General features: G+C 52.5%; 26 protein-coding genes and 1 riboswitch. Of the genes, 12 read left to right on the top strand and 14 right to left on the bottom strand.

Annotated features, from left to right (window positions below; translation table 11 throughout):
- Positions 1-40: 40 nt before the first annotated feature.
- The 5 genes from ACLD72_RS04680 to ACLD72_RS04660 form a co-directional block, all read right to left on the bottom strand.
- Positions 41-568 carry a VUT family protein gene (locus ACLD72_RS04680; protein ID WP_410996516.1) on the bottom strand — a complete coding sequence of 176 codons (528 nt, stop codon included), beginning with the start codon at positions 566-568 and terminating at the stop codon, positions 41-43.
- Between the two features lie 148 nt (positions 569-716).
- Positions 717-1,172, bottom strand: a complete 456-nt coding sequence (locus tag ACLD72_RS04675) for a hypothetical protein (RefSeq protein WP_410996240.1) — start codon at positions 1,170-1,172, stop codon at positions 717-719.
- A gap of 59 nt (positions 1,173-1,231) precedes the next feature.
- Complete coding sequence (locus tag ACLD72_RS04670) at positions 1,232-1,903, bottom strand: SOS response-associated peptidase (protein ID WP_410996239.1); 672 nt, start codon at positions 1,901-1,903, stop codon at positions 1,232-1,234.
- 21 nt (positions 1,904-1,924) lie between these two features.
- Positions 1,925-3,115 carry an AI-2E family transporter gene (locus ACLD72_RS04665; protein ID WP_410996237.1) on the bottom strand — a complete coding sequence of 397 codons (1,191 nt, stop codon included), beginning with the start codon at positions 3,113-3,115 and terminating at the stop codon, positions 1,925-1,927.
- 157 nt (positions 3,116-3,272) lie between these two features.
- Complete coding sequence (locus ACLD72_RS04660) at positions 3,273-3,503, bottom strand: hypothetical protein (protein ID WP_410996235.1); 231 nt, start codon at positions 3,501-3,503, stop codon at positions 3,273-3,275.
- A gap of 207 nt (positions 3,504-3,710) precedes the next feature.
- Here ACLD72_RS04660 and ACLD72_RS04655 point away from each other — a divergent pair, with 207 nt between their 5' ends.
- The gene (locus ACLD72_RS04655) at positions 3,711-4,373 is read left to right on the top strand and encodes a YheC/YheD family protein (RefSeq protein WP_410996233.1); all 663 of its coding nucleotides are present in this window, start codon (positions 3,711-3,713) and stop codon (positions 4,371-4,373) included.
- 235 nt (positions 4,374-4,608) lie between these two features.
- Entirely contained in the window at positions 4,609-4,752 is a 144-nt protein-coding gene (sda, locus tag ACLD72_RS04650; RefSeq protein WP_128629692.1) for a sporulation histidine kinase inhibitor Sda, read from the top strand.
- A gap of 52 nt (positions 4,753-4,804) precedes the next feature.
- Here the strand turns inward: sda and ACLD72_RS04645 are convergent, their stop codons facing one another.
- Both ACLD72_RS04645 and ACLD72_RS04640 read right to left on the bottom strand, forming a co-directional pair.
- Positions 4,805-5,053: a hypothetical protein gene (locus tag ACLD72_RS04645; RefSeq protein ID WP_410996231.1), complete on the bottom strand. Its 249-nt coding sequence runs from the start codon at positions 5,051-5,053 to the stop codon at positions 4,805-4,807.
- Between the two features lie 73 nt (positions 5,054-5,126).
- On the bottom strand, positions 5,127-6,128 hold the full coding sequence (locus ACLD72_RS04640; RefSeq protein WP_410996229.1) for an NAD(P)/FAD-dependent oxidoreductase: 1,002 nt from the start codon (positions 6,126-6,128) through the stop codon (positions 5,127-5,129).
- A 347-nt stretch (positions 6,129-6,475) separates the two neighbouring features.
- Here ACLD72_RS04640 and ACLD72_RS04635 point away from each other — a divergent pair, with 347 nt between their 5' ends.
- Positions 6,476-7,669, top strand: a complete 1,194-nt coding sequence (locus ACLD72_RS04635) for an NAD(P)/FAD-dependent oxidoreductase (RefSeq protein WP_410996227.1) — start codon at positions 6,476-6,478, stop codon at positions 7,667-7,669.
- A 1-nt stretch (position 7,670) separates the two neighbouring features.
- On the top strand, positions 7,671-7,919 hold the full coding sequence (locus tag ACLD72_RS04630) for a hypothetical protein (RefSeq protein ID WP_410996225.1): 249 nt from the start codon (positions 7,671-7,673) through the stop codon (positions 7,917-7,919).
- Between the two features lie 396 nt (positions 7,920-8,315).
- Here the strand turns inward: ACLD72_RS04630 and hemQ are convergent, their stop codons facing one another.
- Positions 8,316-9,062: a hydrogen peroxide-dependent heme synthase gene (gene hemQ / locus ACLD72_RS04625; protein WP_251591335.1), complete on the bottom strand. Its 747-nt coding sequence runs from the start codon at positions 9,060-9,062 to the stop codon at positions 8,316-8,318.
- Between the two features lie 227 nt (positions 9,063-9,289).
- On the opposite strand from hemQ, the gene ACLD72_RS04620 reads away from it, so the two are divergent.
- Complete coding sequence (locus ACLD72_RS04620; RefSeq protein ID WP_036620114.1) at positions 9,290-9,583, top strand: YuiB family protein; 294 nt, start codon at positions 9,290-9,292, stop codon at positions 9,581-9,583.
- A 473-nt stretch (positions 9,584-10,056) separates the two neighbouring features.
- Here ACLD72_RS04620 and ACLD72_RS04615 read toward each other — a convergent pair whose 3' ends face one another.
- The 4 genes from ACLD72_RS04615 to ACLD72_RS04600 form a co-directional block, all read right to left on the bottom strand.
- A complete protein-coding gene (locus ACLD72_RS04615) occupies positions 10,057-10,392 on the bottom strand; it encodes a helix-turn-helix domain-containing protein (RefSeq protein WP_251591333.1) in 336 nt (111 codons plus the stop codon).
- A 152-nt stretch (positions 10,393-10,544) separates the two neighbouring features.
- A complete protein-coding gene (locus ACLD72_RS04610; RefSeq protein ID WP_410996222.1) occupies positions 10,545-11,138 on the bottom strand; it encodes a TasA family protein in 594 nt (197 codons plus the stop codon).
- 99 nt (positions 11,139-11,237) lie between these two features.
- The gene (gene sipW / locus ACLD72_RS04605) at positions 11,238-11,822 is read right to left on the bottom strand and encodes a signal peptidase I SipW (protein ID WP_410996220.1); all 585 of its coding nucleotides are present in this window, start codon (positions 11,820-11,822) and stop codon (positions 11,238-11,240) included.
- Positions 11,823-11,825: 3 nt separating this feature from the next.
- A complete protein-coding gene (locus tag ACLD72_RS04600; RefSeq protein ID WP_410996218.1) occupies positions 11,826-13,046 on the bottom strand; it encodes a hypothetical protein in 1,221 nt (406 codons plus the stop codon).
- A gap of 600 nt (positions 13,047-13,646) precedes the next feature.
- On the opposite strand from ACLD72_RS04600, the gene ACLD72_RS04595 reads away from it, so the two are divergent.
- The 3 genes from ACLD72_RS04595 (at position 13,647) to dnaI (ending at position 16,573) form a co-directional block, all read left to right on the top strand.
- A complete protein-coding gene (locus tag ACLD72_RS04595; RefSeq protein WP_251591328.1) occupies positions 13,647-13,823 on the top strand; it encodes an anti-repressor SinI family protein in 177 nt (58 codons plus the stop codon).
- A gap of 223 nt (positions 13,824-14,046) precedes the next feature.
- A complete protein-coding gene (locus tag ACLD72_RS04590; RefSeq protein ID WP_410996216.1) occupies positions 14,047-15,579 on the top strand; it encodes a helicase DnaB in 1,533 nt (510 codons plus the stop codon).
- A gap of 40 nt (positions 15,580-15,619) precedes the next feature.
- On the top strand, positions 15,620-16,573 hold the full coding sequence (gene dnaI / locus ACLD72_RS04585; protein ID WP_410996214.1) for a primosomal protein DnaI: 954 nt from the start codon (positions 15,620-15,622) through the stop codon (positions 16,571-16,573).
- A gap of 577 nt (positions 16,574-17,150) precedes the next feature.
- On the opposite strand, the gene ACLD72_RS04580 is transcribed toward dnaI, so the two are convergent.
- Positions 17,151-17,306, bottom strand: coding sequence for a YqzM family protein (locus ACLD72_RS04580; RefSeq protein ID WP_115311354.1), 156 nt, complete (start codon positions 17,304-17,306; stop codon positions 17,151-17,153).
- 323 nt (positions 17,307-17,629) lie between these two features.
- On the opposite strand from ACLD72_RS04580, the gene trxA reads away from it, so the two are divergent.
- Both trxA and uvrC read left to right on the top strand, forming a co-directional pair.
- Entirely contained in the window at positions 17,630-17,947 is a 318-nt protein-coding gene (gene trxA, locus ACLD72_RS04575; protein WP_128629680.1) for a thioredoxin, read from the top strand.
- 167 nt (positions 17,948-18,114) lie between these two features.
- On the top strand, positions 18,115-20,265 hold the full coding sequence (gene uvrC / locus ACLD72_RS04570; protein ID WP_410996514.1) for an excinuclease ABC subunit UvrC: 2,151 nt from the start codon (positions 18,115-18,117) through the stop codon (positions 20,263-20,265).
- 624 nt (positions 20,266-20,889) lie between these two features.
- Here the strand turns inward: uvrC and ACLD72_RS04565 are convergent.
- Positions 20,890-22,617: a CPBP family intramembrane glutamic endopeptidase gene (locus tag ACLD72_RS04565; protein WP_410996210.1), complete on the bottom strand. Its 1,728-nt coding sequence runs from the start codon at positions 22,615-22,617 to the stop codon at positions 20,890-20,892.
- Positions 22,618-22,899: 282 nt separating this feature from the next.
- Positions 22,900-23,066: riboswitch (cyclic di-AMP (ydaO/yuaA leader) on the top strand.
- A 64-nt stretch (positions 23,067-23,130) separates the two neighbouring features.
- Here ACLD72_RS04565 and ACLD72_RS04560 point away from each other — a divergent pair.
- Complete coding sequence (locus tag ACLD72_RS04560; protein WP_410996208.1) at positions 23,131-24,474, top strand: TrkH family potassium uptake protein; 1,344 nt, start codon at positions 23,131-23,133, stop codon at positions 24,472-24,474.
- A 23-nt stretch (positions 24,475-24,497) separates the two neighbouring features.
- Positions 24,498-25,160, top strand: a complete 663-nt coding sequence (locus ACLD72_RS04555; protein WP_410996206.1) for a potassium channel family protein — start codon at positions 24,498-24,500, stop codon at positions 25,158-25,160.
- The last annotated feature ends 21 nt before the right edge of the window (positions 25,161-25,181 follow it).

Below are 25,181 nucleotides of genomic sequence, written 5' to 3'. Positions count from 1 at the left end.
TAACGTCCAAAGTAGAAGTCAGAGCCATTAAAGGACGCCGTTAGGCGTTTTTCTTATGTTGCAATATACGCGAGACAACACCGGCTCCAATTGCCTGCATGGCCGATTTTACGAGGTACTGGCCGAGAATGGCTGCCGGAACCGCAGACCACGGAAGGATTCCGGCCCCTAACGGGGAAAGTCCGACGATGACAAAAACCGTGCTATCAATCGCGCCGCCAACCAGGCCGCTGTATAGCACACGCTTTGCCAGGCTGGCCTTTAGCCGTGTAAATATCTCGGTATCAATCGTTTCGGATAGCGCAAAAGTAATCGCACTGGCCACGGTGATAAGCAGCGTGTCGCCAAGCAGGGCCGACGAGATTGCGGACAAGACTAGAGCTGCTAAAATTACCAAGTATGTTGCGCGGCGTCCGATCCGTTTTTGCACCAGGTCCCGAAGAATAAATGTCGCACCTATCAGAAACGTCCCCATCGGAACGATAAACGGCCCCCAAACCAGAGGAGAAAAGGCCGCCGTTATTACGTTTGCGCTGATAATGGCCAATAAATACAAGATGACCCGGATCAAGCGGCCTCACCTAACCTTTCGTATTTTTGCGTGCACATCCAAGTATATCATCTTCTTTATGCTGCGTCTCCGCCGTTTCGGCACGCGGCTGAATAACTAAAATAAAGGCCCGGGTTCTCTAGTTGAGAACACCGCGCCTTTTGACTTAATAGTATTCGCTTGGTTTATACACCGCAACTGCTTCAAAATACAGATGCTTCATTTCATCCTCTTGCAGATCAGGAGAAAGTTCCTTAAACCAGTCTTGTTGGAGATCTTCTTCCGTTAAAATAACGGGTCTCCATAATGACAGACCAATCTCCGGAAAATTATACGTATACCCTAGTTCACTATCATTTCGATCATATGGAGATACTTGATCAAGAATCTCTACTAATTCGGTCACTTTTGTATTAAATAGATCAATATCTCTATAAAAACACCGATATCTGTCAGCCTCGCCATAACCTATCTCGATAAAATGGACTTTATCATTTGAATCATACTCTATTTTCGCATATAGATCGGCATGCGACTTGATAGCATTTTCAGCCTGGGTTTTGGTCATCCCCAACTTTATGTCTCCTATGGATTGCCCAGGAATAATATTCAGGTTGTCCAATGTAATCCTCCTAGTCCAAATTTAATCTATGCGTTCACCGGCCAGACACACCAACCCGCCTACTTCACTTCCTCCAGCAGCTCAGGCGAATCGTTCCGGACGTTGCCGACTTTCGGCGAGACCGGATAGGCGCGCATTTGGTCGGCATCGTAGGGCCGGAGCAAGCGGAGCAGGGCGGGGACGTCCGCAAGGTCGCGTGCCAGCCATTCGGCCTCGTCTTCTTGGCGGAGGATGACCGGCATGCGGTTATGGATTTCGGCCATCAGCGCATTGGGCTCCGTAGTAATGATTGTACAGGTGGCCAGTTTATTCCCGTCTGCGTCCGCCCAAATGTCGTAAAGCCCGGCCAGAGAGAACGGGGCGCCGCTCTGCATAACAATCCGGTACGGCTGCTTAAACCCCTCCCGCTGCTGCCATTCGTAGAAACCATCGGCCGGGATGATGCAGCGCCGGGAAGCCAGCAGGCGGGCGAAGGAGGGTTTTTCGGTTAACGTCTCGGCCCGGGCATTGATCATTTTGTTGCCGATTTTGTCGTCTTTCGCCCAGGAAGGCACCAGCCCCCAACGCAGTTCACCCAGCCGGTTGCCCGTTTTGCCCTGGATGATCGCGGGGATAAACTGCATCGGGGCGGCATTATACCTCGGCATATAATTGAAGATCGTTGATTCCTGGATAAGGTAATGCAACATTAATTCATCGATCGGCAGTGTAATCGTAAACCGCCCGCACATATTGAAGTCCCTCCCGCAGGGTTATTCTTTGGTTCCGTTCACGCTTTCCACATGATCCTCCACGACCACGGCGTTTGCCTCCGGCTCGTACAGGCCCGAACGCCGTTCGAACCATTGGAACAGGTGAGTGCAGATGACTTTGAGCACGGCGTATCCCGGGACGGCCAAAATGATGCCAAACACCCCAAACAGATTGCCGGCGGTCAGGATGACGAAAATGATCGTGATCGGATGGATTTTCAGCGACTTCCCCATAATTTGCGGCGAAATAAACTTGCCTTCGATCAATTGCACTACCGTCCAGACGATAATCAGCTTTACCAGCATGATCGGCGACGTGACGAGGGCGATGATCAATGCGGGCGTAATCGCAATCGCCGGTCCCAGATACGGCACGATGCTCGTAAACGCGGCGATGATGGCCAGTACGAGCGAATAGTCGAGGCCGATAATCAGGAAGCCGACGTACATCAGCGCCCCGATGCAGAAGCTGACGATAATTTGCCCGCGGATGTAGGAGCTGATCTGGCCGTTCATTTCCGTCATAACATGGTGGGTTTGCTGACGGAGACGGACGGGAACGAATCTTAGAATAAAATGCGGCAGTTTTTTGCCGTCCTTCAGCAGGTAGAACAAAATAAACGGTACGGTAACGATCGCCAGCACGACGTTTTTGACCGCTCCGATGAAGCCGCCGATGCCGGACCAGGCGCTATTGAACAGCGCGGTAGCTCGTTCGGATAACGTGTTGCCGAGGTCGTTCGGGTTGAAGCCCGTCGATTCCTGGAGCTGAGAAAAGAAATTGCCCCCGATCAGATCTTCAAATTGCGCCTGAATTTCGGTGCTGTATTGCGGAATATTTTCGATCAGGCCGGTCACCTGCTCCTTCACCAGGGGAACAACGCTCATGATCACCACCGTGATGACCCCCGCGATGAAAAGATACAAGGCGGTAATAGTGTATACTCGCCGGACTCTTTTCCCCTCCAGCCAATCCACAAGCGGATTCAGCAAGTAGTAAATCGCCCCAGTCAGCAGGATCGGCAGCAGCACGGTTTTGAGCAGCACCGTGACTGGTGTGAACACAAACGAGATTTTGGTGAATACGAAAATATTCAAGCCAATAAGCAGCAAAATCAGCAGAAACAGCACAAAACGATTGTTGATGAATAGCTTTTTGAACCGTTCACTCCAAAGCTGAGTGGTTCCCATGCAATTTTAACCCCCTGTAATCCTGATTCAGGCAAACATTTAAGATTTTAATTTTTTTATATGTAGTAATACGTATCAGAACGGTTTGGTTCCAAAAAAAATTGGCGCCGGTAACGTCCTGAATCAATGATCCGCAGCCGGGGGGCCTATTTTCATCCTAGAAAAATTGCCGGTTTACCATCATCACGACCATGCCGGCGGCGACCAGCGAGAAGACGATGCAGCCGATCCCTAAGCCTTTGCGCGAGCTTTTGATCATTTTAAACCCGGTCAGGAACAAGGCAACGGTAATCGCCGCCAGAATAAGCGACATCGCGATCATCGCAAACCAGTACAATATTTGAAAAAATTTGGCCTCAAACGATTGCCCCGTATCCAAAACTTTCATTCTCCTTTCTTGAGAGGATATATACCTTGTTGTCCCCATCATATACGCTAATTCCCCAAAATTGCAAAAAAAGCTGGGGAAAAAGACCATCCGCGCGCTTCCGAAGGGGCTATCGGGAAAAGGGGCGGGAGGTCTCGGACAAACATCCAAGAATATCTCTCTTTCTTCGAGTAGTATATCGTATAGTGCGAGAAAGGGGATGGTGTAATGGCGGGAAGACAGCTGGCCAATAAATGGCTGAAAACCGAGGCGCTACTCAGCAACGCGGACGTGGCCCCCCACATACCGCTTACCCGATTGTACAGCGCCGACTCCCTGAAGCAGATGCTGCATCAGTTTGGCATGGTCGTGATCAAACCGATTCGCGGCGGCGGGGGATACGGCGTTATTAAGGTCACTTACGAAGGTGGGGTTTACGCTTTTACCTATATGTCAAAGCGGAGAGCATTCTCCAGATTCAAGGCGATGTTTCAGGCGTTAAACCGCGCCAAGGTCGGGCGGAAATACATGATTCAGCAGGGCATTCATCTGGCCACGATCTCCGGACGGCCGATCGATTACCGGGTCAAAGTCGGTAAGATTAATGGTAAGTGGGTATATCGTGCCATGGTGGGGCGCCTTGCCCGGCCGGGACTGTTTGTCACCAATCTTTGCAAAGGTGGAACGATGTTAAGCGCGCGTGCAGGGCTGGCGCGATCGCTGGGCCCGAAAGCGTCCGCCCGCAAACGCGGGGAAATGCGAAAGCTGACCAATACCTGCGTGCGCATTATGGAAAATGCTTTTCCGGGCGTCGGTTCGCTTGGTTTTGATTACGGGATAGACCGCAGCGGAAAGATATGGATTTTTGAGGTGAATACACGACCGCAGTAAGGAAAAAAATCAAAAATCTATAATTCTCAAAAAAAATTTTTGCTAGAAAAAGTGGCACAGCCATCCTGTGAATAACTTTTATCCACATTATCCCAATACATTTTTCAACGCTTTTCGCCGATTAATAACATGTTATTCACAGGATTTCCACAAGCGTTTGTGGATAACAGGAACACTTGTTCTACTAAACTTTTCCTGTTATGATTAGGAAAAATATAGAAAGGATGTGTGACTAATGGCGCTGTTAACGGATGAGCTGCTCCTGGAATCCTATCAAAAAGCAACGGAGTTGCAATTGGATCGGGAGTTTATCGCATTGCTGTTAGCAGAAATCCACAAACGCGAATTGGAGCTGACCGTGTCGTCCGTTGTACATTAAAATGGGACAATCTTATCCACAGGTTGGATGTATATTAAGTTATCCACAACTCTTATGGCGCTTGCCAAGCGTTCACATGATAAATATAGGCTTCATGACAATGCGGACATTGGACAACATGTTCGCAGCCGGACGGAATGCTCGCGGAAATCGCGGAAGTGTATTGATCCGCCGAACCGTAAGGGCTGTAGGGCCCGACGTAATCTTCTTTCCTTCCGGCGTTCTCCAGTACGTGTCCGCAATCGGGGCAGGTGGCGGTTAGTGACGCCAGGCCATTGCATAACGGGCATATATAAGGCAAAGGGTATCTCTCCTTTACGGCAGAATATTCCGTATAGGTAAGATACCCTTTTGTTTGCAATCTCATGTACGGATTACAATTTCATGTTGCTGCTGTGGCCCGGAGACAGTTTGGCGTCCGGGTCGATATACACCTTGGCATTATTAACCGCAGTTGGCGCTTCGCCGAAGCCAACGGCGATCAGATCAAGTTTGCCGGGATATGTCGTAATGTCTCCGGCAGCAAAAATACCGGGAATCGAGCTTTCCATGCGCGAATCGACGATGATCGCGTTGGTTTCGATGTCGAGCCCCCACTCGGCGATCGGACCAAGCGAGGAAACGAAGCCGAAATTGACGATGACGTCGTCAACGGCGATTTCCCGCGGTTCTTTTGTTTTGACGTCGGCGATGGTGACGCGTTCGATGCGCTCTTCGCCGTGCAGCGCGGTGATTTCCGTCGGCGTGATCACTTGCACACGGGAGTTCATTAGTTGCTCCACGCTGTGTTCATGGGCGCGGAATTTGTCCCGGCGGTGAATGAGCGTCACTTGCTCGGCGATCGGTTCAAGCATGAGCGCCCAGTCTACGGCGGAGTCGCCGCCGCCGCTGATCAGCACTTTTTTGCCGCGGAACCGGTTCATGTCGCTGACGAAATAATGAAGGTTCGTTTTCTCGAACGCTTCGGCGTTTTCGAGTTCCAGCCGGCGTGGTTCGAAGGCGCCAACACCTGCGGTAATAATGATGGCGCGTGCCTGATGCACGTCTTTATCGGTCGTTACGACAAAATGGCGTTCGTCCTTTTTCTCGATTTGCAGCACTTTTTCCTCCAGCCGGATGTCCGGCTGAAACAGCTTGAGCTGCTCGTTCAGGTTGTTGATGAGCTCCTGACCGGTGATCTTGGGAAAACCGGCGATATCATAAATATATTTCTCAGGGTAAAGGGCAGCAACCTGTCCCCCCAGTTGAGGCATACTTTCGATAAGTTTGACGGAAGCCTTTCTCATTCCTCCGTAAAAGGCGGCAAACATACCTGCCGGGCCGCCGCCGATAATCAGCAGATCGGTAAATTCACCGCTATTGCTTTGGGATGACACGGGCCAAACACCTCCAGATGGTTTCTCTTTTATAAATGTCATTTCTACTTTATTATAAACGCCCCGCTTCGACTTGCAAAGGAAAGGCCGGTCAGGCGGAAAAACGTCAAGAAAAAGGTGGAAAGTCCCGGAATGGCGGGCAAATTAAGACTTGATCTTTTATGTAAAAGTCGATATTATTCAAATGTATGTACATTTATATGTGACGAAAAAAGTACATTTATGAAAAATACTGCTCCATTGATATAAAGTCGATAGAAGCTTTTCTTATGTGTGAATTTTCACATAAACATAAATGGGGTAATAAATAAATATAGAGTGTTTACATTTGGAAGGAGAACAAGTTCATGAGTACCATACCGAAGATCGTGATTCTTGGGGCGGGGTATGGCGGGATTTTGACCGCGCAACGTCTGCAAAAGGAATTGAACTACAACGAAGCGGACGTTACCCTGGTGAACCGTCACGATTATCATTATTTTACGACCCATCTGCATATGCCTGCGGCGGGAACCGATTCGATCGATCATACCCGCGTAGCGATTTCCAAGCTGATCGATGAATTCAAAATCGATTTGGTGAAATCCAATGTTCAGGAAATCCGCCTGGCCGATAAGAAAGTCGTGCTTCAGGACGGCACGTTGTCATACGATTACCTTATTATTGCGCTGGGCGGCGAACCGGAATCGTTTGGCATTCCCGGGCTGACGGAATACGCGATGACGATCCGCAGCATCAACTCCGTGCGCTTGATCCGGCAGCATATCGAATATCAGTTTGCGCTGTACAAATTGGATGAAACCCGCACCGATCGTTTGAATTTCGTGGTGGGCGGGGCCGGGTTCAGCGGCATCGAATTCGTGGCCGAGCTGGCCGACCGCATCCCGCAGCTATGCAAAGAGTACGACGTTGATCCTAACCTGGTCAATGTCTACAACGTGGAGGCGGCTCCGACGGCGCTGCCAGGCTTTGATCCCGAACTGGTTGAATACGCGATGGAAGTGCTCCGCAAGAAGGGTGTCCAGTTCAAAATCGGCGTGGCGATCAAGGAATGCACGCAGGATGGCGTGGTTTTGGCTACGGGTGAAGAAATCAAATCGGCCACGGTGGTTTGGACCGGCGGGATCCGCGGCAACCGGCTGATCGAAGCGGCAGGCTTCGAAACAGCTCGCGGGCGGGTGAAAGTCGATGAGTATTTGCGGGCGCCGGGACATGACAACATTTATATTATCGGCGATAATTCGCTGGTATTTAATCCGGAAGGCCGGCCGTATCCTCCGACGGCGCAAATCGCCATGCAGCAGGGCGTTACCTGCGCGCAAAACGTCGTAGCTTCGATCCGCAGCAAGGAAATGAAAAAGTTCGTATTCAGCCATAAAGGAACGGTAGCTTCCCTCGGCAAAGGCGAAGCGATTGCTTCGGCTTTCGGCAAGACCTATAAAGGCTGGGTGGCGGCCCAGATTAAAAAATTGGTGGATATGCGCTACCTGTTTATTATCGGCGGCATTCCGCTCGTGCTGAGAAAAGGCAGATTTTTCTAAAATGCGCCACTGCAGCGTTCAGGTGCGCGGACTGTTGACCCGGGAGGAACTGGACCGGTACAATGCGCTGATGGAAGTCGGGTCCTTCCTCGAGTCGCAGCAGCGTTACGATTTGTCATATACGATCCAGAAGGAAGTCGATATTCTGATCCTTCCGGCGATCGAGCGGCTGAGGGAGAAAAGCCGGGACCGCGACCGGGCGACGGCAGAATTCCTCGAATCGCTGAGATCCGGGGAAGAGGACGAGTAAAAGAAGGGTGTAAAAGAAGGGTGTGCCCGTGATGTTAAAGGGGCGCGCCCTTTTTTTCGTCCGTATCTTTTTATGTGGGCCCTTTTTGTTTGAACGAAGTGCAAAAGTACATCTTATTGGGCCGAATTTTCCCTTTTTGAGGCAACGGGCTGCAAAAGTGCAGTTGAAAAGAACGAAATTGTAAAAATATGGCTGTATGAGCGAAGACAAACTGCACTTTTGCATTTGAGCGGCTATTTTGGGGGAGTTTGGCGGAAATAGACTGCACTTTTGCGGTTCGTGGTGGTAGTGGAGTGTGATAGGGGAGCAGTACGACGTTGAACAAAGAAAAAGGGATATGGGGCAGGACAGCGAAAGCGTCCGCGAAGCCTCATATCCCTTATTTGCTTGTTACAGCTACAGCTTCAACATTTCGTCGAGCAGCTCCGAGTTCAGCAGATTGCCAACGTAAAAGCTGCCGAATTCGCCGAACCGTGCGCTCACTTCGTCGAAGCGCATTTCGTACACCAGCTTTTTGAATTGCAGCGGGTCATCGGAGAACAAGGTGACGCCCCATTCCCAATCATCAAAGCCGACGGAGCCGGTGATGATCTGCTTCACTTTGCCGGCGTAGCCTCGCCCGATCATGCCGTGGCTGCGCATCATGGCGCGGCGCTCCTCCATTGACAGCATGTACCAGTTGTCGCTGAGGTCGCGCTTTTTGTTCATCGGGTAGAAGCACAGGTGTTTTGCTTTAGGCAAAATCGGCTGCAGACGGGCCATCACTTCCGGGTTGGCTTTAGGGTCGCCATCGCCGGAGCCCAAATAGTTGCTGAGCTCGACAACGCTGACGTAGGAATAAGCCTTGGTCGTATATTCCGCGAAGGTCGTTTTGTTGAAGGCCGTTTCCAGCGCGTTCAGCTCCTCCATCGTTTCCCGGAGATGCATAAACACGATGTCCGCTTTTTGGCCGACGATCGAGTAGACCGCGGTGCTGCCCGTTTTATTTTGCTCCATGTCGTTCCATTCCTGCAGGAAGTGGTGCAGCTCCTCCAGGGCGCCGGCGCGTTCTTCGTCGTCCGCCGCTTTCCAGGCTTTCCAGTTGATTGTGCGAAAATCGTGGAGGGCATACCAACCGTCCAGGGTTAATGCCGCTTCGTTCATTTATAATCACTCCTAGATCAATATCTAACCATTATCCATGTATAGGAAATTGCGTTGCTCTTATTGTATCGCATGGTAGGCGGACGGGGCAAACCGATTCACCAATATTTCATGCAAAGTTCATTGCTTCGTTACATTTTTTCTAGTAAACTAACTACTAGCTTGAATTCGTGTGATTTATTTTATGGTTCGCGTTTTGAACTACCTCTTAGAAAGGTGGGAGAACGATGGGCTGGCTCATCGTGTTAATTCTGATGGTTTTGTTTTTCGTCATGATGTTTGGCATCGGTTTCATACTGAACATGTTGATGAAAACGACGTGGTTTCCCGCATACATTTTCATTTTGGTCATTTTGCCGATCGTCGTTTATACCTTGTGGAACCATGATAAAAGCTTTGGCGTGTATTTGGCATCGTTTCGGCTGGTCGATTATCTGACGGCGCTGGCCGGGCTGGGCGGAGCCATCTTAAGCGGATGGACGATCCGCAAGCTGCGGCAGGCTGGATACAAAATGTTTTAAGGCGAAGAAAAACTACCTCTAAACGCGGTCGGGCTTCCTTAAAAGTAAAGCGGATGATGCGCAGGTAGAGAGGGGAAGAGGGATCTGGAGGCTAAGGGACACCAGAGCCGTTATTTGCGGAAAAACGGAGGTTTGCAAAATGTAACGGACACAGATGACCTTATTTACCTAAAATCGGCCCGGATGAACTGGGTTTGAGCCAAATAGCGTCATGTGGGTCCGTTAGGCTGGGAAATACTCGGGAAATGGACGGATAAGGTCGCTGGAGTCCCTTAGAGCAGCGTCCAAAGTTTAGAAAGAGCCGAAATCCTCGGTGCTTCTGCTGATGAAAGAAGGGAAGGGTTCTCGGAGTAAAACCGAAGAGGGGAATGGATATAGGGTGAAACCCCATACCCATTCCCCCCGCGCATCCAACATATGGGATTGCGCAGGCAAAGGACCTCGCCGGCGGTGAGGTTTTTTTGCGCTGGCCGTTATTCCTTTTGACCCAGTTTCCACTTCTGGTATTCGAGGAAGTCCTTGAACTCCTTTTTGCTGACGCCAGAAGCCATCGCTTCCTGCACCAGCTCCCACCATTCCGGGTCAAGCAAGTCTTCCGCAGGGCGGTCGCCGTACAAGAGCAGGTTGATCGAGACGTTTAAAGCGTCGGCAATTTTCTCGATGAAGGAAATGGAAGGATTCGATTGAATATTTCGTTCAACATTGCTCAGGTAGGATTTTGCCACATCCGCTTTATCCGCAAGCTCGGACAAGGAATATCCCCGGTCCTGGCGGATTTTCTGGATGCGCTCGCCAATACGTTCTGCCATGTAGCGATCGCCCTTCTATCAGAATAATTTGATGCCATTATATCAAAATATACGTGATAGGACAAAGGCGTATAGTCGGAATTTTCGTGAAGAAAAGAACACCTTAACCCGAGGAATGGGGCAAGGTGTTCTGCTTTGATTTGACGGCTGAATTATTTGGCTTCTCCTGCGCCTTGCTTCGCTTCGAATGTCCATTTCAGGTTCAAAGCGTCACCTTGGAATTCGTTTTGATCCTGACCGTTATCCTTGAATTCAAATTTGACGATCAGGTCGTCGGTATCGCCGGCTTTCAGGCCCCCGTGCTCTTCGAACCAGCCTACCCATTTGTTTTCCACGGCGTCAGGGGCTAGTTTTTGCAGATCATATAGCGTAGTTTCGTAAATGACGATGTCCTTTTTGTCGAGGTTCGTTAAAAATCTAACGATGATATGTTTGCCGAAGTCATCCACGTTTTCAGGGGCTCCCGGCTTATTCGTAACCGTATAGCTCGTTTTCAGCAGTACCTTGGAGATGTCGAGCGTACCGTCGTTTATCAGTTTGAACGTACGGGTTGCGAAATCCCCCGGTTTGAGATTGCCCACGTCAATGATCGCTGTCGGATCGGCGTTGAGATCCAGGGTGCCTGCGGCGAACGTGCCGGTCGTTTCAATGGAATCGCTAAAGTAAGCGAACGTGCCTCCACCGATCAAAGTCAATCCAAGCGCTGCGGTAGCTACTCCAAAACCCAATGTCTTTTTGATACCCATACCCAATTCCTCCCTAATTTTAATTAATTTTTTATTATTGCACCCTTATGAAGTCATAAGGAGAACAACCGAAAGTTAGAAACAAGCGATTTAAATGCCTCATGGAGCCTTGGTGTCCGGTTGGGATGCGTTTGGGTCCGGTTTCTTGTCTTCCAGCGCGGAAATGACTTTCCATAAGGACGCTAAGGCATATAGGAACAAAAGGACCCCCGGGATAATCAACAGCGTGACGTTCCCCAATTTCGTCCCGGCGAAGTTGAGAACATATCCTGCGTAAGGGACGGTAAAGCCGGTGTAAACGCCGGTGATATTGGCCGGATCAACCGGCTCCAGATCGGCGGCATCGTTGTTGTCCCCCTTGGTCCGGTAAAGGAGTTGGCCGGTTTGCTCATTGCTGATTACTTCGACGATGCGGTGGGTAATCAGCTTCTCTTCGTCCGCCCGGAAGGTGATGACATCACCGGCGGCAAATCGGGTCATGTCGCCTCCGGGCTTAATGGCCACGATGGAACCGGTAGGTATGGAGGGCTCCATCGAGCCGGACAACACGGTTTTCAACTGATAACCGTAGAAACTCGGTCCGCTGCCGGACATTTTCGACATGACGACGGAGCCGGCCACGGTTATAAAAGCAGCCACCATCAGAATCGTCAGCGCATTTCCCAACCATTTTCGAATCCGCATAACTCATTCACCGCCTTCCGAATCATTTGCGGAAGAGGGGGCGGCATCGGCATCGGCGGAATCCGCCTGGCTTTGCTTATCCTCATCCTCATGTTCATCTTCGTTTTCGTCCGCCGAATCGCCGCCGTCGTCGCCATCCACAGGGGTCTGTACATCCCCGTTGTCCGTCTCGCCAGCCGTCGGGGACTGCCCACCGCCAGGCGTTTCATCCGTTGCCGGTTGTTCGTCTCCCGGCGGAGGCGTTGTGCCATCGCTTGGGTTCTCGGTCTCGTCCGGTGCGACCGGATCTTCCTCTCCGGCTTGCTCTTCTTGTTTGGCCTGCTCTTCCTGCAGCTGCTTCAGCCGTTCGATTTCCGCCAAACGCTGTTCTTCCGCCTCTGCCAACAGCTGCGCTCTCTGCTCCTCCAGACTGGAGATGTCGGTGGTCAGACCGTCTATGGCCGACTGCAGGGAGGCCTGCACGCTTTCAAAGTAAGCGAGCAACTCTTCTCCCATGAGATCCCCATCGATGGTCCGGCCATGGAAAGGTTGGGCGAAGGCAACAGCTGCGTCGCTATCGGCTTCAACGCCGTCAGACGCCGTCAAACCTAATTGATGAACGGAACGCAAGTAGTTCAGGATCTCTTGCAGCGTCCCGCCTAGCGGACCGGAGTGCAATCCGTGCTGATCCAAAAGGCCGGTGATCCGGTCCAGCAGTGTCGTTTGCGACAGTTCGGCGCAATTCGGCTCCAACTCGTTCAGCGAGGTTAGCAGTTCATGAATCGGCACGGAGGCGGCGGCAATTTCCTGCTGCAGTTCCTGCCAAATGGACTGATTCAAGGCCTTTTGCTGCTCCAACTGCTGAATCATGGCGTTCAATTCGCCGATTCGTTCCGCCAGGCCATCCGCGGCCGCCTCCAACCGGCTGCTGGCCTCGAATCCGCTTTCGATTTCGCTACCGGACGAATCGCCGCCGGCATAAACCGAGTCGGTAGCGGATGGATCATAGGCAGCAGGGATCACGGTAACGCTCACCAATCTTCCTTTTAATGAAACGGCCCGTTCGAGGTGTTCGGCCAACAGCGAAAGTTGGCTTTCGATTTGGCTGGGAAATACCCGGCAAGCCTTAATTTCCGAATTATCCTCGCTTACGCTGGTGTATTCCCCGAAGGTCGTGCCGACTTGCTGGGAGGTCCACAATAACAAGGTAGAAAGGATCAATCCGGATCGCAGCGATTTAACCATATTTTGTTTCTTGCGTTTTTGGCGCCGTTTGCGGATCGCGTCAGTTCGGGATCTTCGCAGAAAAGGTCTCTCCTTTCTATGCGGGATTCAATTCGTTCGTTGTATTGTTCATTATTAAGAACGAATTCCTTGGCTTGAATATACATCAATTCCAAAAGAAAGGAAAATAGGGAATTGATTCAAAAATTCTTAATAAAGAACAAATATCTTGAATTCTCTTGGTATTTTGCCCGTTTACGTTTGTTATTTATAAATTACGTTCTTTTTTAAGAACAAAATCTTGTTTTGCGACTTTCTTCAACATTTTCCGCTTCAAATGTCGATAAATGTAATTTGTAGAGCCCAAAAAGCTAACCTTTTCCGTGAAATCCGCTTGCTTGGCCTACGCGGTGCGACATACTTTTCATATCGGGGACATTATAATAAGAACCAAGGAAGCTTTCTGGCTGAAAGCCCGTTATCCATTAGCAAACTGTGGCACCAGTAAAGGGGATACCTGCCCGAAAAGCAGGGGCACAAAGTCTCAGATCCAAGGTTGAGACACTAGGCCGGCTGGTCTGCCCGGGGACAAGCCCAAATAATGATCTTAGGAGGGGATTGTTGTTGAAAAAGTCCGCCCAGGTTATTGTTCATGATCGGTACCCCGGGGAAATCGACCCTGAATGGGTGCTTCTGCTCGCCATGGCCAAGGAAGCGGGGATATCCATCGAGGAGGTTCGGCGCTTTTTGTCGGGGGAACAATCAAATTATGCACAACGGCATTTATATCATAAATAGCTGGAAAAGGAAGCTGGAGAATCGTCCCCGCGCGCGGAGTGGGACGGTTCTTTTTTTTAGGTGATTTTTCTTCGGAGGCAAAAAGGGGCGTAAAATGCGGCGCCAGCGCGGTGCAAGGGGGAAAACGGCGATTTTTGTATGCCAAAGGCGATTCAGGACGAAGTCTTTTATGCTAAAATAGAGAAAGTCTATTTGCGCGTGAGAGGGAAGGAGCGATGAAGCCGTGCGCATGAACAACATGCTGCATTTTACCGAAAATCACCGTTATTGCGTATACCGCGACTTCAGTCTCAGCCCGGTGGACGGCAAAATGCTGGGTATGATCTACCAGCCGATGGTTGGGGCGTTTGCCGTGGCCTTGTATCGGCTGCTGGCGGAGCAGGTTCCGCTGGAGCAGGTCGGTTATTCCCCGGTCGAGCAGCAGCGGAAGCTGTTTCTGACGCTGGGAGTGGACCCGAGTGAGAAGGGGAGGAAGTTCCTGATCGAGCAGGCTTCCAAGCTGGAGGCCGTCGGCTTGCTGCAGACCAGCCGCCTATATGTACCGGACAGCGATGATTATATGTACGAATATGAGCTGCAGGCGCCGCTGTCGCCTGCAGAGTTTTTCAGGACCCAGCATTTGACCCTGCTGCTGCGCGACAAGATCGGCAAGTTTGCGGTGCTGGCGCTGCGGGAACAGCTGTTCAGCAATGAACCGGACGCTTGGGCCGGCTTAACTTATAACAAAGAGAATATTTCCGTGCCGTTTTACGATATTTTTGAGCTCAATACGCACTCGATCGATTACGAACTGGAGCAGGCGATCGCCGAGACGTCAATCGCCCGGCAGCCGGGCGTGCTGCTGGGATCGGAGGAAGAGTCGATCAATTACGCGGACATCATTCTCCGCTTCCCGCGGGAAGCGCGCAACCGCCCGTTTGTGGAGGCGTTGCGCTTCGATCCGGAAGGGATGGGCGTGGTCAATTATGTGGCCCGCAAATACGATTTGAGCGTTCAGGATCTATGCCGGTTGCTGGATGAGGACGGGGTGTTTGATCCGGGCGGCGTCATCCTGCTGGACGAGCTCCAGCATAAGGCGAACCTGCAGTTCCGGCAGGGAAAACGGCGCAAGGAGGAACGCGAAGTCGCATATGGGAAAATCGTCGCGCTGCGCGGCGAGGGGCAGAAAGAGGCCCCTTCCGCGATCCATCCGGAAGAGGTGGCGGTGCAGATGGAGTATTATGTGGACGTGCCGCCGCAATTTCAGAGCAAATGCGATATTCATCAGTACAATATGATGCTGCGGAACGAGCCGTATACCCGGCTGCTGAAGACGTTTTTTCCGGGGACGGTGCCGGACAACCTGCTTGATATTTTTGAAAAAGTCGACCTGAATTACAAGCTGCCCGGTGAAGTGATCAACGTACTTATCCATTATTTGATGTCGCTGTTAACCTCAGGCGGGGAGCAACGGATCAACCGCAATTTCATCGATGCGATCGCGGCGAACATGCTGTTGAAGCAGGTTGACACCTATGAGAAGGCGGTTCAATACATTAGGGACCAGGCCAAGGTCAAGGACAAAACGGCCGGGAATGCGGCGGCAGCCGGCGGCGCCAAGCGGGGAAGAACCTACGGAAACCGGGGCGCGAAGCCGAAGCCGGAGATTCCGATCGTGCAGCAGTCGGGGGATGATCAGGCTCTGTCGGAAGAGGAATTTGCCGAACTGATCAAGATGGCGGAGCAAATGCAGGCCAAAAAGCAAAAAGGGATATGAATGATAACGGGCCATGGGGGCCGGGGAAGGTGAATGCGACATGGAAACACTTGGGGAACTGCTGTCGCAAATGAAAAGCTCGCAGCTAAGGCAGCGTTCGGAGGAACTGGCCGCGAGACTCATGAACGATCCGCTGGTCTGGGAGCTGCGCAGCAGCCATCCGGAGCTTGAACAGGAGCAGCTGATGCGCGGCATGGCCAAGCTGTATCAGTATGTGAACGACCGCCGGCACTGCGAAAACTGCCCTGGGCTCGAGAACTGCCCGAACGATTTTGCCGGGCATTATACGAAGCTGACGGTGGAGCAGTTGGGCGGCAAGCCGGAGCTGATGGATCTGCAGGTTCCCTGCGGCAAGCAGTTGCAGTATGAGCGGGAAGTATCCGTGAAGAAACGGATTCACAGCTTTTATGTGGATGAACGGGCGTTGGAGGAAGGCTACAGCGAAGTGGAGATTATGTCGAAGGACAGCACGCGGGCGCCGGCTGTGGCCCAAGTGTTCCGATACATCAACGAGGTTAAGGAACAAGGCCTGAAGCCTAGCGGGCTGTACCTTGAAGGGCATTTTGGCACGGGCAAAACGTTCCTGATGTGCTACCTTCTGCATGAGCTCGCCAAAGAGGGGCATTCCGGGGCGATCGTTTACATGCCCGAATTTGTGGAAGAGCTGAAGTCGATGCTGCAGGACAGCGACAAGCTGCGCGACACGGTGGAGATGATGAAGCAGGTGGACCTGCTCATTTTTGACGATATCGGGGCGGAAAATTTGAACCCTTGGGTGCGCGACCATGTCTTGGGTTCGATTTTGAACTACCGGATGAACCGCAAGCCGACCTTCTACACGTCGAATTATTCGCTGAACGCGCTGGAGAAGCATTTGAGCTTCACGAGCAAGGACGGGGAAGAGGCTCATAAAGGCCAGCGGCTGATGGACCGGATCGCGCCGTTTGTGGAGACCGTCCAGGTTCGCGGGACGAATAAGCGCGGGCGGTCTTGACGGGAAGCTTGGCAGGGGCCGCGGATTAAACGGCTGCGGCTTGGAGCCGAACGTGAGGTGAACGTCTGCGGCTTGTGGCAGAACATGAGGTGAACGGCCATTTTGGCCGCATCGATGAAAGCAGCCTAGTCGGCCCCGGGACCGGATATCTGCGGCTAAGCACCGCACGCGCCATAAAACGACTGGGGGGCTTTCATCCGTCAAGTGCACTTGACGTGCCGCCGCTGTGGGCGCGCGGCCCACGTTGCTGAGGCTGCGGAAATAACGGTAAAAAATTCCGCTATTTTCGCCAAGGTGGGGCTTGGCATAAAATAGCGGAATTTTTTTACTCTATTTTTGCCGGATGGGAGGAGAAGGGCGTTTTTTTCAAGCCCAATAAGAAAATAGGGACCAAAAGTTCCGCTATTTTATAAGCGAGGGGCAGCACCGGAGAAATAACGACATAAATTACCGCTATTTCCGCCAGGGGCCGGTACCTTCCCAAAAATCAGCAAAAAACCGGACTTCCCGAAGGAAGCCCGGTTTTTTGCTGCCATGCCGTTGCAGTGTCAATGCCGGAGGTATGTAGGCGCTTCAATTAACCGGCAATAAATTTAATGATAACCATCCCGAAAAAGATCACGATCATTAACGTCAGCATGCCGAAGAAACCGTTCATCAGATCGAACAGGTCGTTGCGGGGTTCTTCGTTAATATGCTGCCGGGGATCGTTCGCATGCGTGTTTGCATCCATAGCGATGGGGCCTCCTCGCGAAATTATCGTATCGTCAATTACATTTGTCATAGACAATTCATTTTCAGGTTATTCTTAGTATAACCAATCGCTTTTCACTTTGTAAAGAAGAAGGGAGGGGCCGAGCACTTTCTTTTTTTTAGTGGGATGTGGTATAATTGGTTCGGCAGTCGTTGCTCATCTGGGCAGGCTCCCCGAAAATGTTCTTCATGGAATGTTTTACCGGCGAGCGGTCTGCATCATTTTCACATTCAATCCAATTGCTGGGCTGCGGCAGCAGGTATTGATGCGCTCCCAAGCAAACCTATAAGGAGGAGAATATCATGGCCATTGTTAATGTATCCGATCAGTCTTTCAATAGCGAAATTGAAGGGCAAGGTCCGGTTCTTGTTGATTTTTGGGCTCCCTGGTGCGGCCCCTGCAAAATGATCGCTCCGATTTTGGAAGAGCTGTCGGCAGAAGTGGGAGATGCGGTGAAAATCGCCAAGCTCAACGTGGATGACAATCCGGAAACGGCTTCCCGTTTTGGCGTAATGAGTATTCCTACCCTGATCCTGTTCAAAGACGGTCAACCGGTCGACAAAATCGTCGGGTTGAACTCGAAAGACACGCTGAAAAACCTGATCGCCAAGCATCAATAAGACAGGGATAAGGCGATAGGGTTTCTTGCTTTGCGCCTTGGATTACGCCTCCGGTTTTGTCCGGGGGCGTTTTCTGTGTAAGCGGCGTACGTGCTTTAGGCGGTGCGGGTGCTTTTTATATTTTATGCGGGAGGAGGACGAAGGGCGTGGATTCATTTGTTAACGAAATGCAGGAGCAGGAGAAGGCCTTGGAAGCAATTCGTCACAAGCTGGCGTTGCTGCCGGATTTACCGGGCTGTTATTTGATGAAAAACAAAGACGGCAAAATCATCTATGTCGGCAAAGCCAAAGTGCTGAAAAACCGGGTCCGTTCTTATTTTACCGGCAGCCATGACGGGAAAACGCAGCGGCTGGTCTCGGAAATCCGCGATTTCGAATATATCGTAACCGGAAGCAACATGGAAGCGCTCATTTTGGAGTGCAACCTGATTAAGCAGCATCATCCGCGTTTTAACGTGCTTTTGAAGGATGACAAGACCTTCCCTTATATCAAAATTACGAATGAACCGCATCCCCGGCTCGAGGTGACTCGGCGGGTGCTTAAAGATAAAGCGAAATATTTTGGCCCGTACCCGAATGCGTATGCGGCCCAGCAAACAAAAAAGCTGCTTGACCGGATGTATCCGCTGCGCAAGTGCAACGTGATGCCCAAAGAGGTGTGCCTATACTACCATATGGGGCAATGCCTGGCGCCATGCGTGCAGGAGGTGCAGCAATCGACCTATGATGATATGACCCAGGAAATAACGTCGTTTCTCAGCGGCGGGCATGAGGAGATCAAAAAAGAGCTGGAGCGCAAAATGCACGAGGCGGCTGAGGAACTGCAATTCGAGCGGGCCAAGGAGCTGCGCGACCAGATCATCAATATCGACGCGCTGATGGAGAAGCAGAAGATCACGATGAAGGACGCCAAGGACCGCGACGTGTTTGGCTTTGCCGTGGACAAAGGCTGGATGTGCGTGCAGATCCTGTACATGCGGCAGGGGAAAATGATCGAGCGGCATGCGTCGGTGTTCCCGTTTTACGGCGATGCTTACGGGGATTTTCTATCGTTCGTCACGCAGTATTACAGTGAAAATCCGGCCTTGCCGCAGGAGATTTTGCTGCCGGAGATGAAGGAGGACGCAGAGGGCGAGACTGCTGGGGCTGAGGGTGATCCGCAGCCCGGTGCTGAGCCGGTTGAGGGCGAGGCTGCGGGCCAGGAAGAAGCTGGAGCAGGCTTGGGGCCGGGGGCCGCGGCTGGGCAGGAAGGCGCGGACGGTGCGATGTCGGTACTGGATGAACAGGCGGGGCTGGCTCCGGCAACGGAAGGCGCGGACGGTCTGCTGCCGGCGCCGGGCGCCCAAGCGGGGGAAGCCTTGCAATGGGAAGGCGAGGCTGACCCGGTACCAACGCTGCATGGTGAGGACGGCTCGGAAGACCAGCCCGCGGACCAGCCGGCGGCGCTGGACTCGGCCTCCGGCGCGGCGGCGCTGCAGGAATGGCTCGGCGTCAAGACGCTCGTGCCGCAGCGCGGCCTGAAGAAGCAGATGATAACGATGGCCGTGGAGAACGCGCGCGTATCGCTTGACGAGAAATTCCGCCTGATCGAACGGGATGAGGAGCGGACCTCGAAGGCGGCGGAAAACCTTGCGCAAGCGATCGGCCTGGAGAAGGCAGCGCGCATCGAAGCGTTCGACAACTCCAACATCCAGGGGACGAACCCGGTATCGGCGATGGTCGTATTCATCGACGGCAAGCCGGCCAAAAAGGAGTACCGCAAATACAAGGTGCGGACCGTACAGGGGCCGGACGATTACGAAACGATGCGCGAGGTCATCCGCCGCAGATACGAACGGGTGCTGAAAGAGAATCTGCCGCTTCCCGACGTGATCGTGGTCGACGGGGGCAAGGGGCAGATATCCGCCGCGACCGACGTACTGGAAAACGAGCTGGGCCTTTATATCCCGGTGTGCGGCCTCGTTAAGGACGCCAAGCATAAAACGGCGCAGCTGATGGCCTTCGACCCGCCAGAGCCGATTCATCTGCCGCGCGACAGCCAGGAGTTCTACCTGCTGCAGCGGATCCAGGACGAGGTGCACCGCTTCGCCATCACATTCCACCGCGAGCAGCGCGGCAAGTCGATGGTCGTTTCGCGGCTCGACGCGATCCCCGGGATCGGGGAGAAGCGCCGTAAGGCACTGCTCAAGCATTTCGGCTCGCTGAAAAAAATCAAAGAGGCCTCAGTCGAAGACTTCCGGCCTCTTTCGATCGGCGACAAGCTTGCCCGCCAAATTATCAACGCCCTGCGGGACGAGGAAGTGCCGGAGGAGTTGTAAACTACGGCTAGTTTCGGAGCCATGGCTTCCCATTATCGATAGGAGCGGGAGCACGCGGCCAGCGTTTTCGTGAGGCCGTCGGCGATGCGATGGCCGCGGAAATAACGGTAAAAAATGTTCTTATTTTCGGCAAAAAAGGGAGTTAAGCTGGAATAGAGGAATTTTTTACCGTTATTTTGGAAAGGTGAGGGCAAAAAGGTGCTTTTACCAAGCTTGACCCGCGGATAGGGACAAAAAGTTCCGCTATTTTGTGCAGGAGCGGGAATGTTTCAAAATAACGCCGAAAATTACCGCTATTTTTCGGAAGTAGCGGCAGGCACTTAAAACACAAGTTTGCACACAAAAAAACCGTCGAAGCGAATGGCTCCGGCGGTTTTTTGTGTTCTGTGGCGTCTACCCTCCCCACTAGCCGCTACGACAGCAGCAGCAACGCGGAGGTTGCAGCGGCTGGAGGCTACGATTGCTGCAGCAGCTGCGGAGGTTGCAGCGGCTGGAGGCTACGACTGCAGCAGCAGCGCGGAGGGTTGCAGCGGCTGGAGGCTACGACTGCAGCAGCAACGCGAAGGTTGCAGCGGCTGGAGGATACGACTGCAGCAGCAGCGCGGGGGTTGCAGCGGCTGGAGGCTACGACTGCTGCAACAACTGCGGGGGCTGCGGCTGCTGTGGTTGCAGCGGCGAAGAGCCCGGGCGCTCTTTGCCCGGCGGGTTGAACAGATAGATCACGTAAGCGACGATCGCCGGCAGGGCGATATAGAACAGGCCGGCGGCGATATTCAGCGCTCCGCCCATAAACATCAGGCTCAAAGCCATAAGGATGCTGTCAAAGATCACATGCGCGAAAACGACGGTCGCAAAGCCGTAACGCAGGAAAATGAAGCTGAACAGCAGCCCGATAAAGGTCAGTTCGATCGGCCGCGAAATGACCGGATAGATCGGATACAGCGTATGGCCGAAAGCCCAGATCAAGGTCGTCAGCAAACTGGCGACAAACGTGCTGCGGAACATCTTTTTCAGCATAGGAATGCCGAACAACCGGTAGACGGCTTCTTCGCCGATCCCGGCCACCCAGGCGAGCAGCGGGAACAGGATCGGGTAGACCATGTTGTATGGCGATTGTGTCGCATCGGTTGTCGACCACGTATGAATCGTTCTTTCCAGGATGAAGAATACGACCGACTGCACCCCGAGCAAAATCAACGCCCACGCGTAGCCGTCGGCTACCGAGGTCAGCACGTGGCGGCCGTACCCTTCCTCCCTGGACCGTGCCCACAAATTGATGCCGTTTTTCCGCCACAGTCCGTCTCCACCAACGAGCGAGAAGTATACGGAAGCGGCAAGAATCAAGGTGACCAGCCCTTGAATCACGAACCCGACCGCCAGCACGATCGGACCCAGCCCATCCTTTTCGAATACCGGCAGCATGTTGACTGTCCCGATGACGGACAAGACGAAGTAGGCAGAGGCCAGAAGAATCCCGCGTTTAAAAGAGGTGTGCGCCCGCGTCAGCGCGCTGTACACGATGGCCAGAATACCGAGCACAACCGTGAACAGGGCGTATCCGGCAAAGGTAAGCCAGTTGGCGAGGCGCGTCTGGCCGGCGACGTAATCGGCATGCGGCTTAGGAACCGTAAAATAGCTTTCGAGCGATGACACGGCGCCGTATTCGTAGCGGATATCGATCGCTGCCCGCGATTCTCCGAGTTCAACCCCCTTTACGTTATAGAGCAGGCCGACATCGCCCTCGCCGGACACGAGTTCGAGCTTGGACGGATCAAAACCAAACGCCGACAGATACGGTGCGGCGAGCCGCTCCTTCTCCTCCATCGTCAAGTCGCCTTCCCAGGCGCGCATCGAATCGTTGGTTTCGGTACCGTAGTTGAGCATCATCTGCTTGTTCGCATTGCTCGACGAAGCGATTTCCTCAAAACTCACGACTTTGCCGGTCGTCATGTGAACGTCCACGGTCAAAGCGCCCAGCACATCATTTGGCTCATTAAAACGGACGCGAAAAACGTCGTACGGAAATTGTTTATCATATGTTTTCATGTACGTGGCAAGCAAATCCGCCTTCGTTAAATAACCGTACAAATCGGAGCGCGATTCATATGTAACGAGCGCATTTTCGGGGTGACCGGACAAATCGATGTTCAGCTCCGACTGGGCAAAATCGATCGCTTTCGTTCTGGCCTGCGCTTTGGTGATAACGTTATCCGACTGTTCCATCTGCAGCGTGTCGGAAGCCGTGGACGGAAAGACCTGGACGATGAAGAAGACGACCAAGCCGATCAGGGCCATTAGCCAAAGCGTTTTTGTCTTCAGCCTGCGGCTGGACGGTTTCATAGGTGAAAACATTACAAAACTCCTTTTTAAAAATTTTTGTGCACGGGTATGATTTTACGGCAACTACATCACAGTAAAGATAACATAGTGGGATTTCCAGCGCCAGTTGCAGGCAAAAATGATGAAAAGACGCAATATTCCCGTTATGCCTTAGCATGGCTCAGATTGAACGGGAAGAAGATCGGGGATTTCCCGTTTCCAGCGCTTTTTCACCGTTTTTAATGAAAATACGCCTTTGTAGTGAAAGTAAATAAGGATTATAATCCATTTGACGAAAATGAATGAAAACAATTGAAAAAAATAGGGCCGAATTTCGACTTCGAAAACGGGGGAACCGATTTTTTTGGGGTGAATTTCGCTTGATTTGGGCAGCAGGCGCATGGCTGCCTAGTCCGGCGATTAGGGCAACTGTGCATGTCCGAATCCGTCAGCTAACCTCGTAGGCCGCATGCAGCAGGAACCAAAAACCGAAAGGCATTGGATTTCCAGTGCTTTTTTCTTTTGTTCTTTTACGACAACAATGGGGTGAATGAATTGCTTTTCAAAAAAATCAGCTTTTCCCCGCCGCAAATTCTGGTGTTGGGATTTGCGCTCATCATTCTGCTGGGATCGCTGCTGCTGATGCTGCCGATTTCCAGTACGACGGGGGAAACGCTGCCGTTCGTCGATGCGCTGTTTACGGCTACTTCGGCGACTTGTGTGACGGGACTGGTCGTCCGTGACACCGGGACCTATTTTTCCACGTTTGGCCAAGTTGTAATCATGCTGCTGATTCAGGTCGGCGGGCTTGGTTTTATGACCATGGCCACTCTGTTTTCACTTGTGTTGAAACGGAAAATTTCGCTGAAGGACCGGCTGATCCTGCAGGAGGCGATGAACCAAAACACGATGGAAGGCATCGTCCGCCTGATCCGCAAGGTGCTGATGTATTCGCTGGTCATCGAATCCTGCGCGGCGCTGCTGTTCGCCATTCGCTGGGCGTTTGACATGCCGCTCGGACGCGCGCTGTACTTCGGCGTTTTTCATGCGGTATCGATGTTTAACAACGCCGGCTTTGACCTGTTTGGCGGATACCGCAGTTTGACGATGTACGTGGCGGATCCGATCGTCAACTTCGTGGCGATGTTTCTGATCGTGTCCGGGGGTATCGGGTTCATCGTTATGTCGGACATCATGGATTTCCGGCGGCGCCGCAAGCTGTCGCTGCATTCCAAGGTGGTGCTGTCGATGACGGCGGCGCTGATTGTGGTCGGGGCTCTGGTTATATTTATATTCGAATTCACCAATTCGCGTACCCTGGCGCCGCTCGGTTGGGGCGGGAAATTTTGGGCCTCGCTGTTTCAGTCGGTGACGCCGCGGACGGCGGGGGCCAACACGCTTGACATCGGCGCGCTGCGGCAGGCCTCGCAATTTTTTATCATCATCCTGATGTTCATCGGGGCTTCGCCCAGCTCAACCGGCGGCGGGATTAAAACGACCACGTTCACCATCCTCGTCGGCGCTGTGTTCTCCATGATCCGCGGTCGGTCGGACCTCGTCCTGTTCCGGTACCGGATGGCGCAGGAGCGTATTTTTAAAGCGGTTACGATTACGATGCTTGCTTTATTCCTGGTGGTAGCTGTCGCCATGGTGCTGTCCACGACCGAGGACGCCAGCTTTCTGAGCATTTTGTTCGAGACGACCTCGGCGTTTGGCACCGTCGGTCTATCGATGGGGCTGACCGGGAAGCTGACGGTGATCGGCAAAATCATCATCAGCTTTACGATGTTCGCCGGTAGGCTCGGGCTGCTTACGCTAGCCTATGCGCTTGGACCGAAGAAAGGCAAGGAATTGTACCGCCATCCGGAAGGCAAAATGATTATAGGATAAGATAAGGGGACTCAGGATTAACCATGAAAATGCAGCAGTTTGTAATCATCGGACTGGGCCGGTTCGGCTCCAGCCTCGCCTTGGAGTTGATGGACCTCGGGTATGAGGTGCTGGGCATCGACCGGGACGAAGAGGTGGTAAACGAAATGAGCGACCAGCTTACGCACGCCGTTGTGGCGGACGCCACGGACGAGGAAGTGCTGAAATCGCTGGGCGTCCGCAATTTCGACTGCGGGATCGTCGCGATTGGCGACGATATTCAGATGAGCATTTTGGCGGCGATCTTATTGAAGGATGTGGGGGTCAAGACAGTGGTCGCCAAGGCGATTTCCGTCTTGCACGGGCGCGCGCTGCAAAAGCTCGGCGTAGACCGCGTTATTTTTCCGGAACGGGATATGGGCGTCCGCGTGGCGCATCAGCTCGTGACTCCGAATCTGCTGGATTATATCGAATTGTCCAAGGAATACAGCATTGTGGAAATGAATGTTCCCGCTTGCCTGGATCGGAGAAACTTGGGAGAGCTGAACCCGCGCGCCCGTTTTGGCTGCAGCGTCGTCGCCATTCATCGCGACGGAAGCATTCTGGTGGCGCCAACCGCCATGGATCAGCTGCAGGAAGGGGACATTATGGTCATCATCGGATCGAAGAAAAATATTGAGGAGTTCGAGGAAGTCATTAACGAATAATTATCGGATCATAATAAAAAG

Source organism: Paenibacillus lacisediminis (genome assembly GCF_046567315.2).
The sequence above is the reverse complement of the archived record's forward strand: the minus strand, read 5'-3'. Positions and strand labels throughout refer to the sequence as shown.

What these genes read in the sequence shown, in the direction of transcription:
- ACLD72_RS04670 (WP_410996239.1), bottom strand. Translation starts at nt 1,903, where the DNA reads ATGTGCGGGCGGTTTACGATTACACTGCCGATCGATGAATTAATGTTG.
- ACLD72_RS04665 (WP_410996237.1), bottom strand. Translation starts at nt 3,115, where the DNA reads ATGGGAACCACTCAGCTTTGGAGTGAACGGTTCAAAAAGCTATTCATC.
- ACLD72_RS04660 (WP_410996235.1), bottom strand. Translation starts at nt 3,503, where the DNA reads ATGAAAGTTTTGGATACGGGGCAATCGTTTGAGGCCAAATTTTTTCAA.
- ACLD72_RS04655 (WP_410996233.1), top strand. Translation starts at nt 3,711, where the DNA reads ATGGCGGGAAGACAGCTGGCCAATAAATGGCTGAAAACCGAGGCGCTA.
- sda (WP_128629692.1), top strand. Translation starts at nt 4,609, where the DNA reads ATGGCGCTGTTAACGGATGAGCTGCTCCTGGAATCCTATCAAAAAGCA.
- ACLD72_RS04635 (WP_410996227.1), top strand. Translation starts at nt 6,476, where the DNA reads ATGAGTACCATACCGAAGATCGTGATTCTTGGGGCGGGGTATGGCGGG.
- ACLD72_RS04630 (WP_410996225.1), top strand. Translation starts at nt 7,671, where the DNA reads ATGCGCCACTGCAGCGTTCAGGTGCGCGGACTGTTGACCCGGGAGGAA.
- hemQ (WP_251591335.1), bottom strand. Translation starts at nt 9,062, where the DNA reads ATGAACGAAGCGGCATTAACCCTGGACGGTTGGTATGCCCTCCACGAT.
- ACLD72_RS04620 (WP_036620114.1), top strand. Translation starts at nt 9,290, where the DNA reads ATGGGCTGGCTCATCGTGTTAATTCTGATGGTTTTGTTTTTCGTCATG.
- ACLD72_RS04615 (WP_251591333.1), bottom strand. Translation starts at nt 10,392, where the DNA reads ATGGCAGAACGTATTGGCGAGCGCATCCAGAAAATCCGCCAGGACCGG.
- ACLD72_RS04610 (WP_410996222.1), bottom strand. Translation starts at nt 11,138, where the DNA reads ATGGGTATCAAAAAGACATTGGGTTTTGGAGTAGCTACCGCAGCGCTT.
- sipW (WP_410996220.1), bottom strand. Translation starts at nt 11,822, where the DNA reads ATGCGGATTCGAAAATGGTTGGGAAATGCGCTGACGATTCTGATGGTG.
- ACLD72_RS04600 (WP_410996218.1), bottom strand. Translation starts at nt 13,046, where the DNA reads ATGGTTAAATCGCTGCGATCCGGATTGATCCTTTCTACCTTGTTATTG.
- dnaI (WP_410996214.1), top strand. Translation starts at nt 15,620, where the DNA reads ATGGAAACACTTGGGGAACTGCTGTCGCAAATGAAAAGCTCGCAGCTA.
- ACLD72_RS04580 (WP_115311354.1), bottom strand. Translation starts at nt 17,306, where the DNA reads ATGGATGCAAACACGCATGCGAACGATCCCCGGCAGCATATTAACGAA.
- trxA (WP_128629680.1), top strand. Translation starts at nt 17,630, where the DNA reads ATGGCCATTGTTAATGTATCCGATCAGTCTTTCAATAGCGAAATTGAA.
- uvrC (WP_410996514.1), top strand. Translation starts at nt 18,115, where the DNA reads ATGCAGGAGCAGGAGAAGGCCTTGGAAGCAATTCGTCACAAGCTGGCG.
- ACLD72_RS04565 (WP_410996210.1), bottom strand. Translation starts at nt 22,617, where the DNA reads ATGTTTTCACCTATGAAACCGTCCAGCCGCAGGCTGAAGACAAAAACG.
- ACLD72_RS04555 (WP_410996206.1), top strand. Translation starts at nt 24,498, where the DNA reads ATGAAAATGCAGCAGTTTGTAATCATCGGACTGGGCCGGTTCGGCTCC.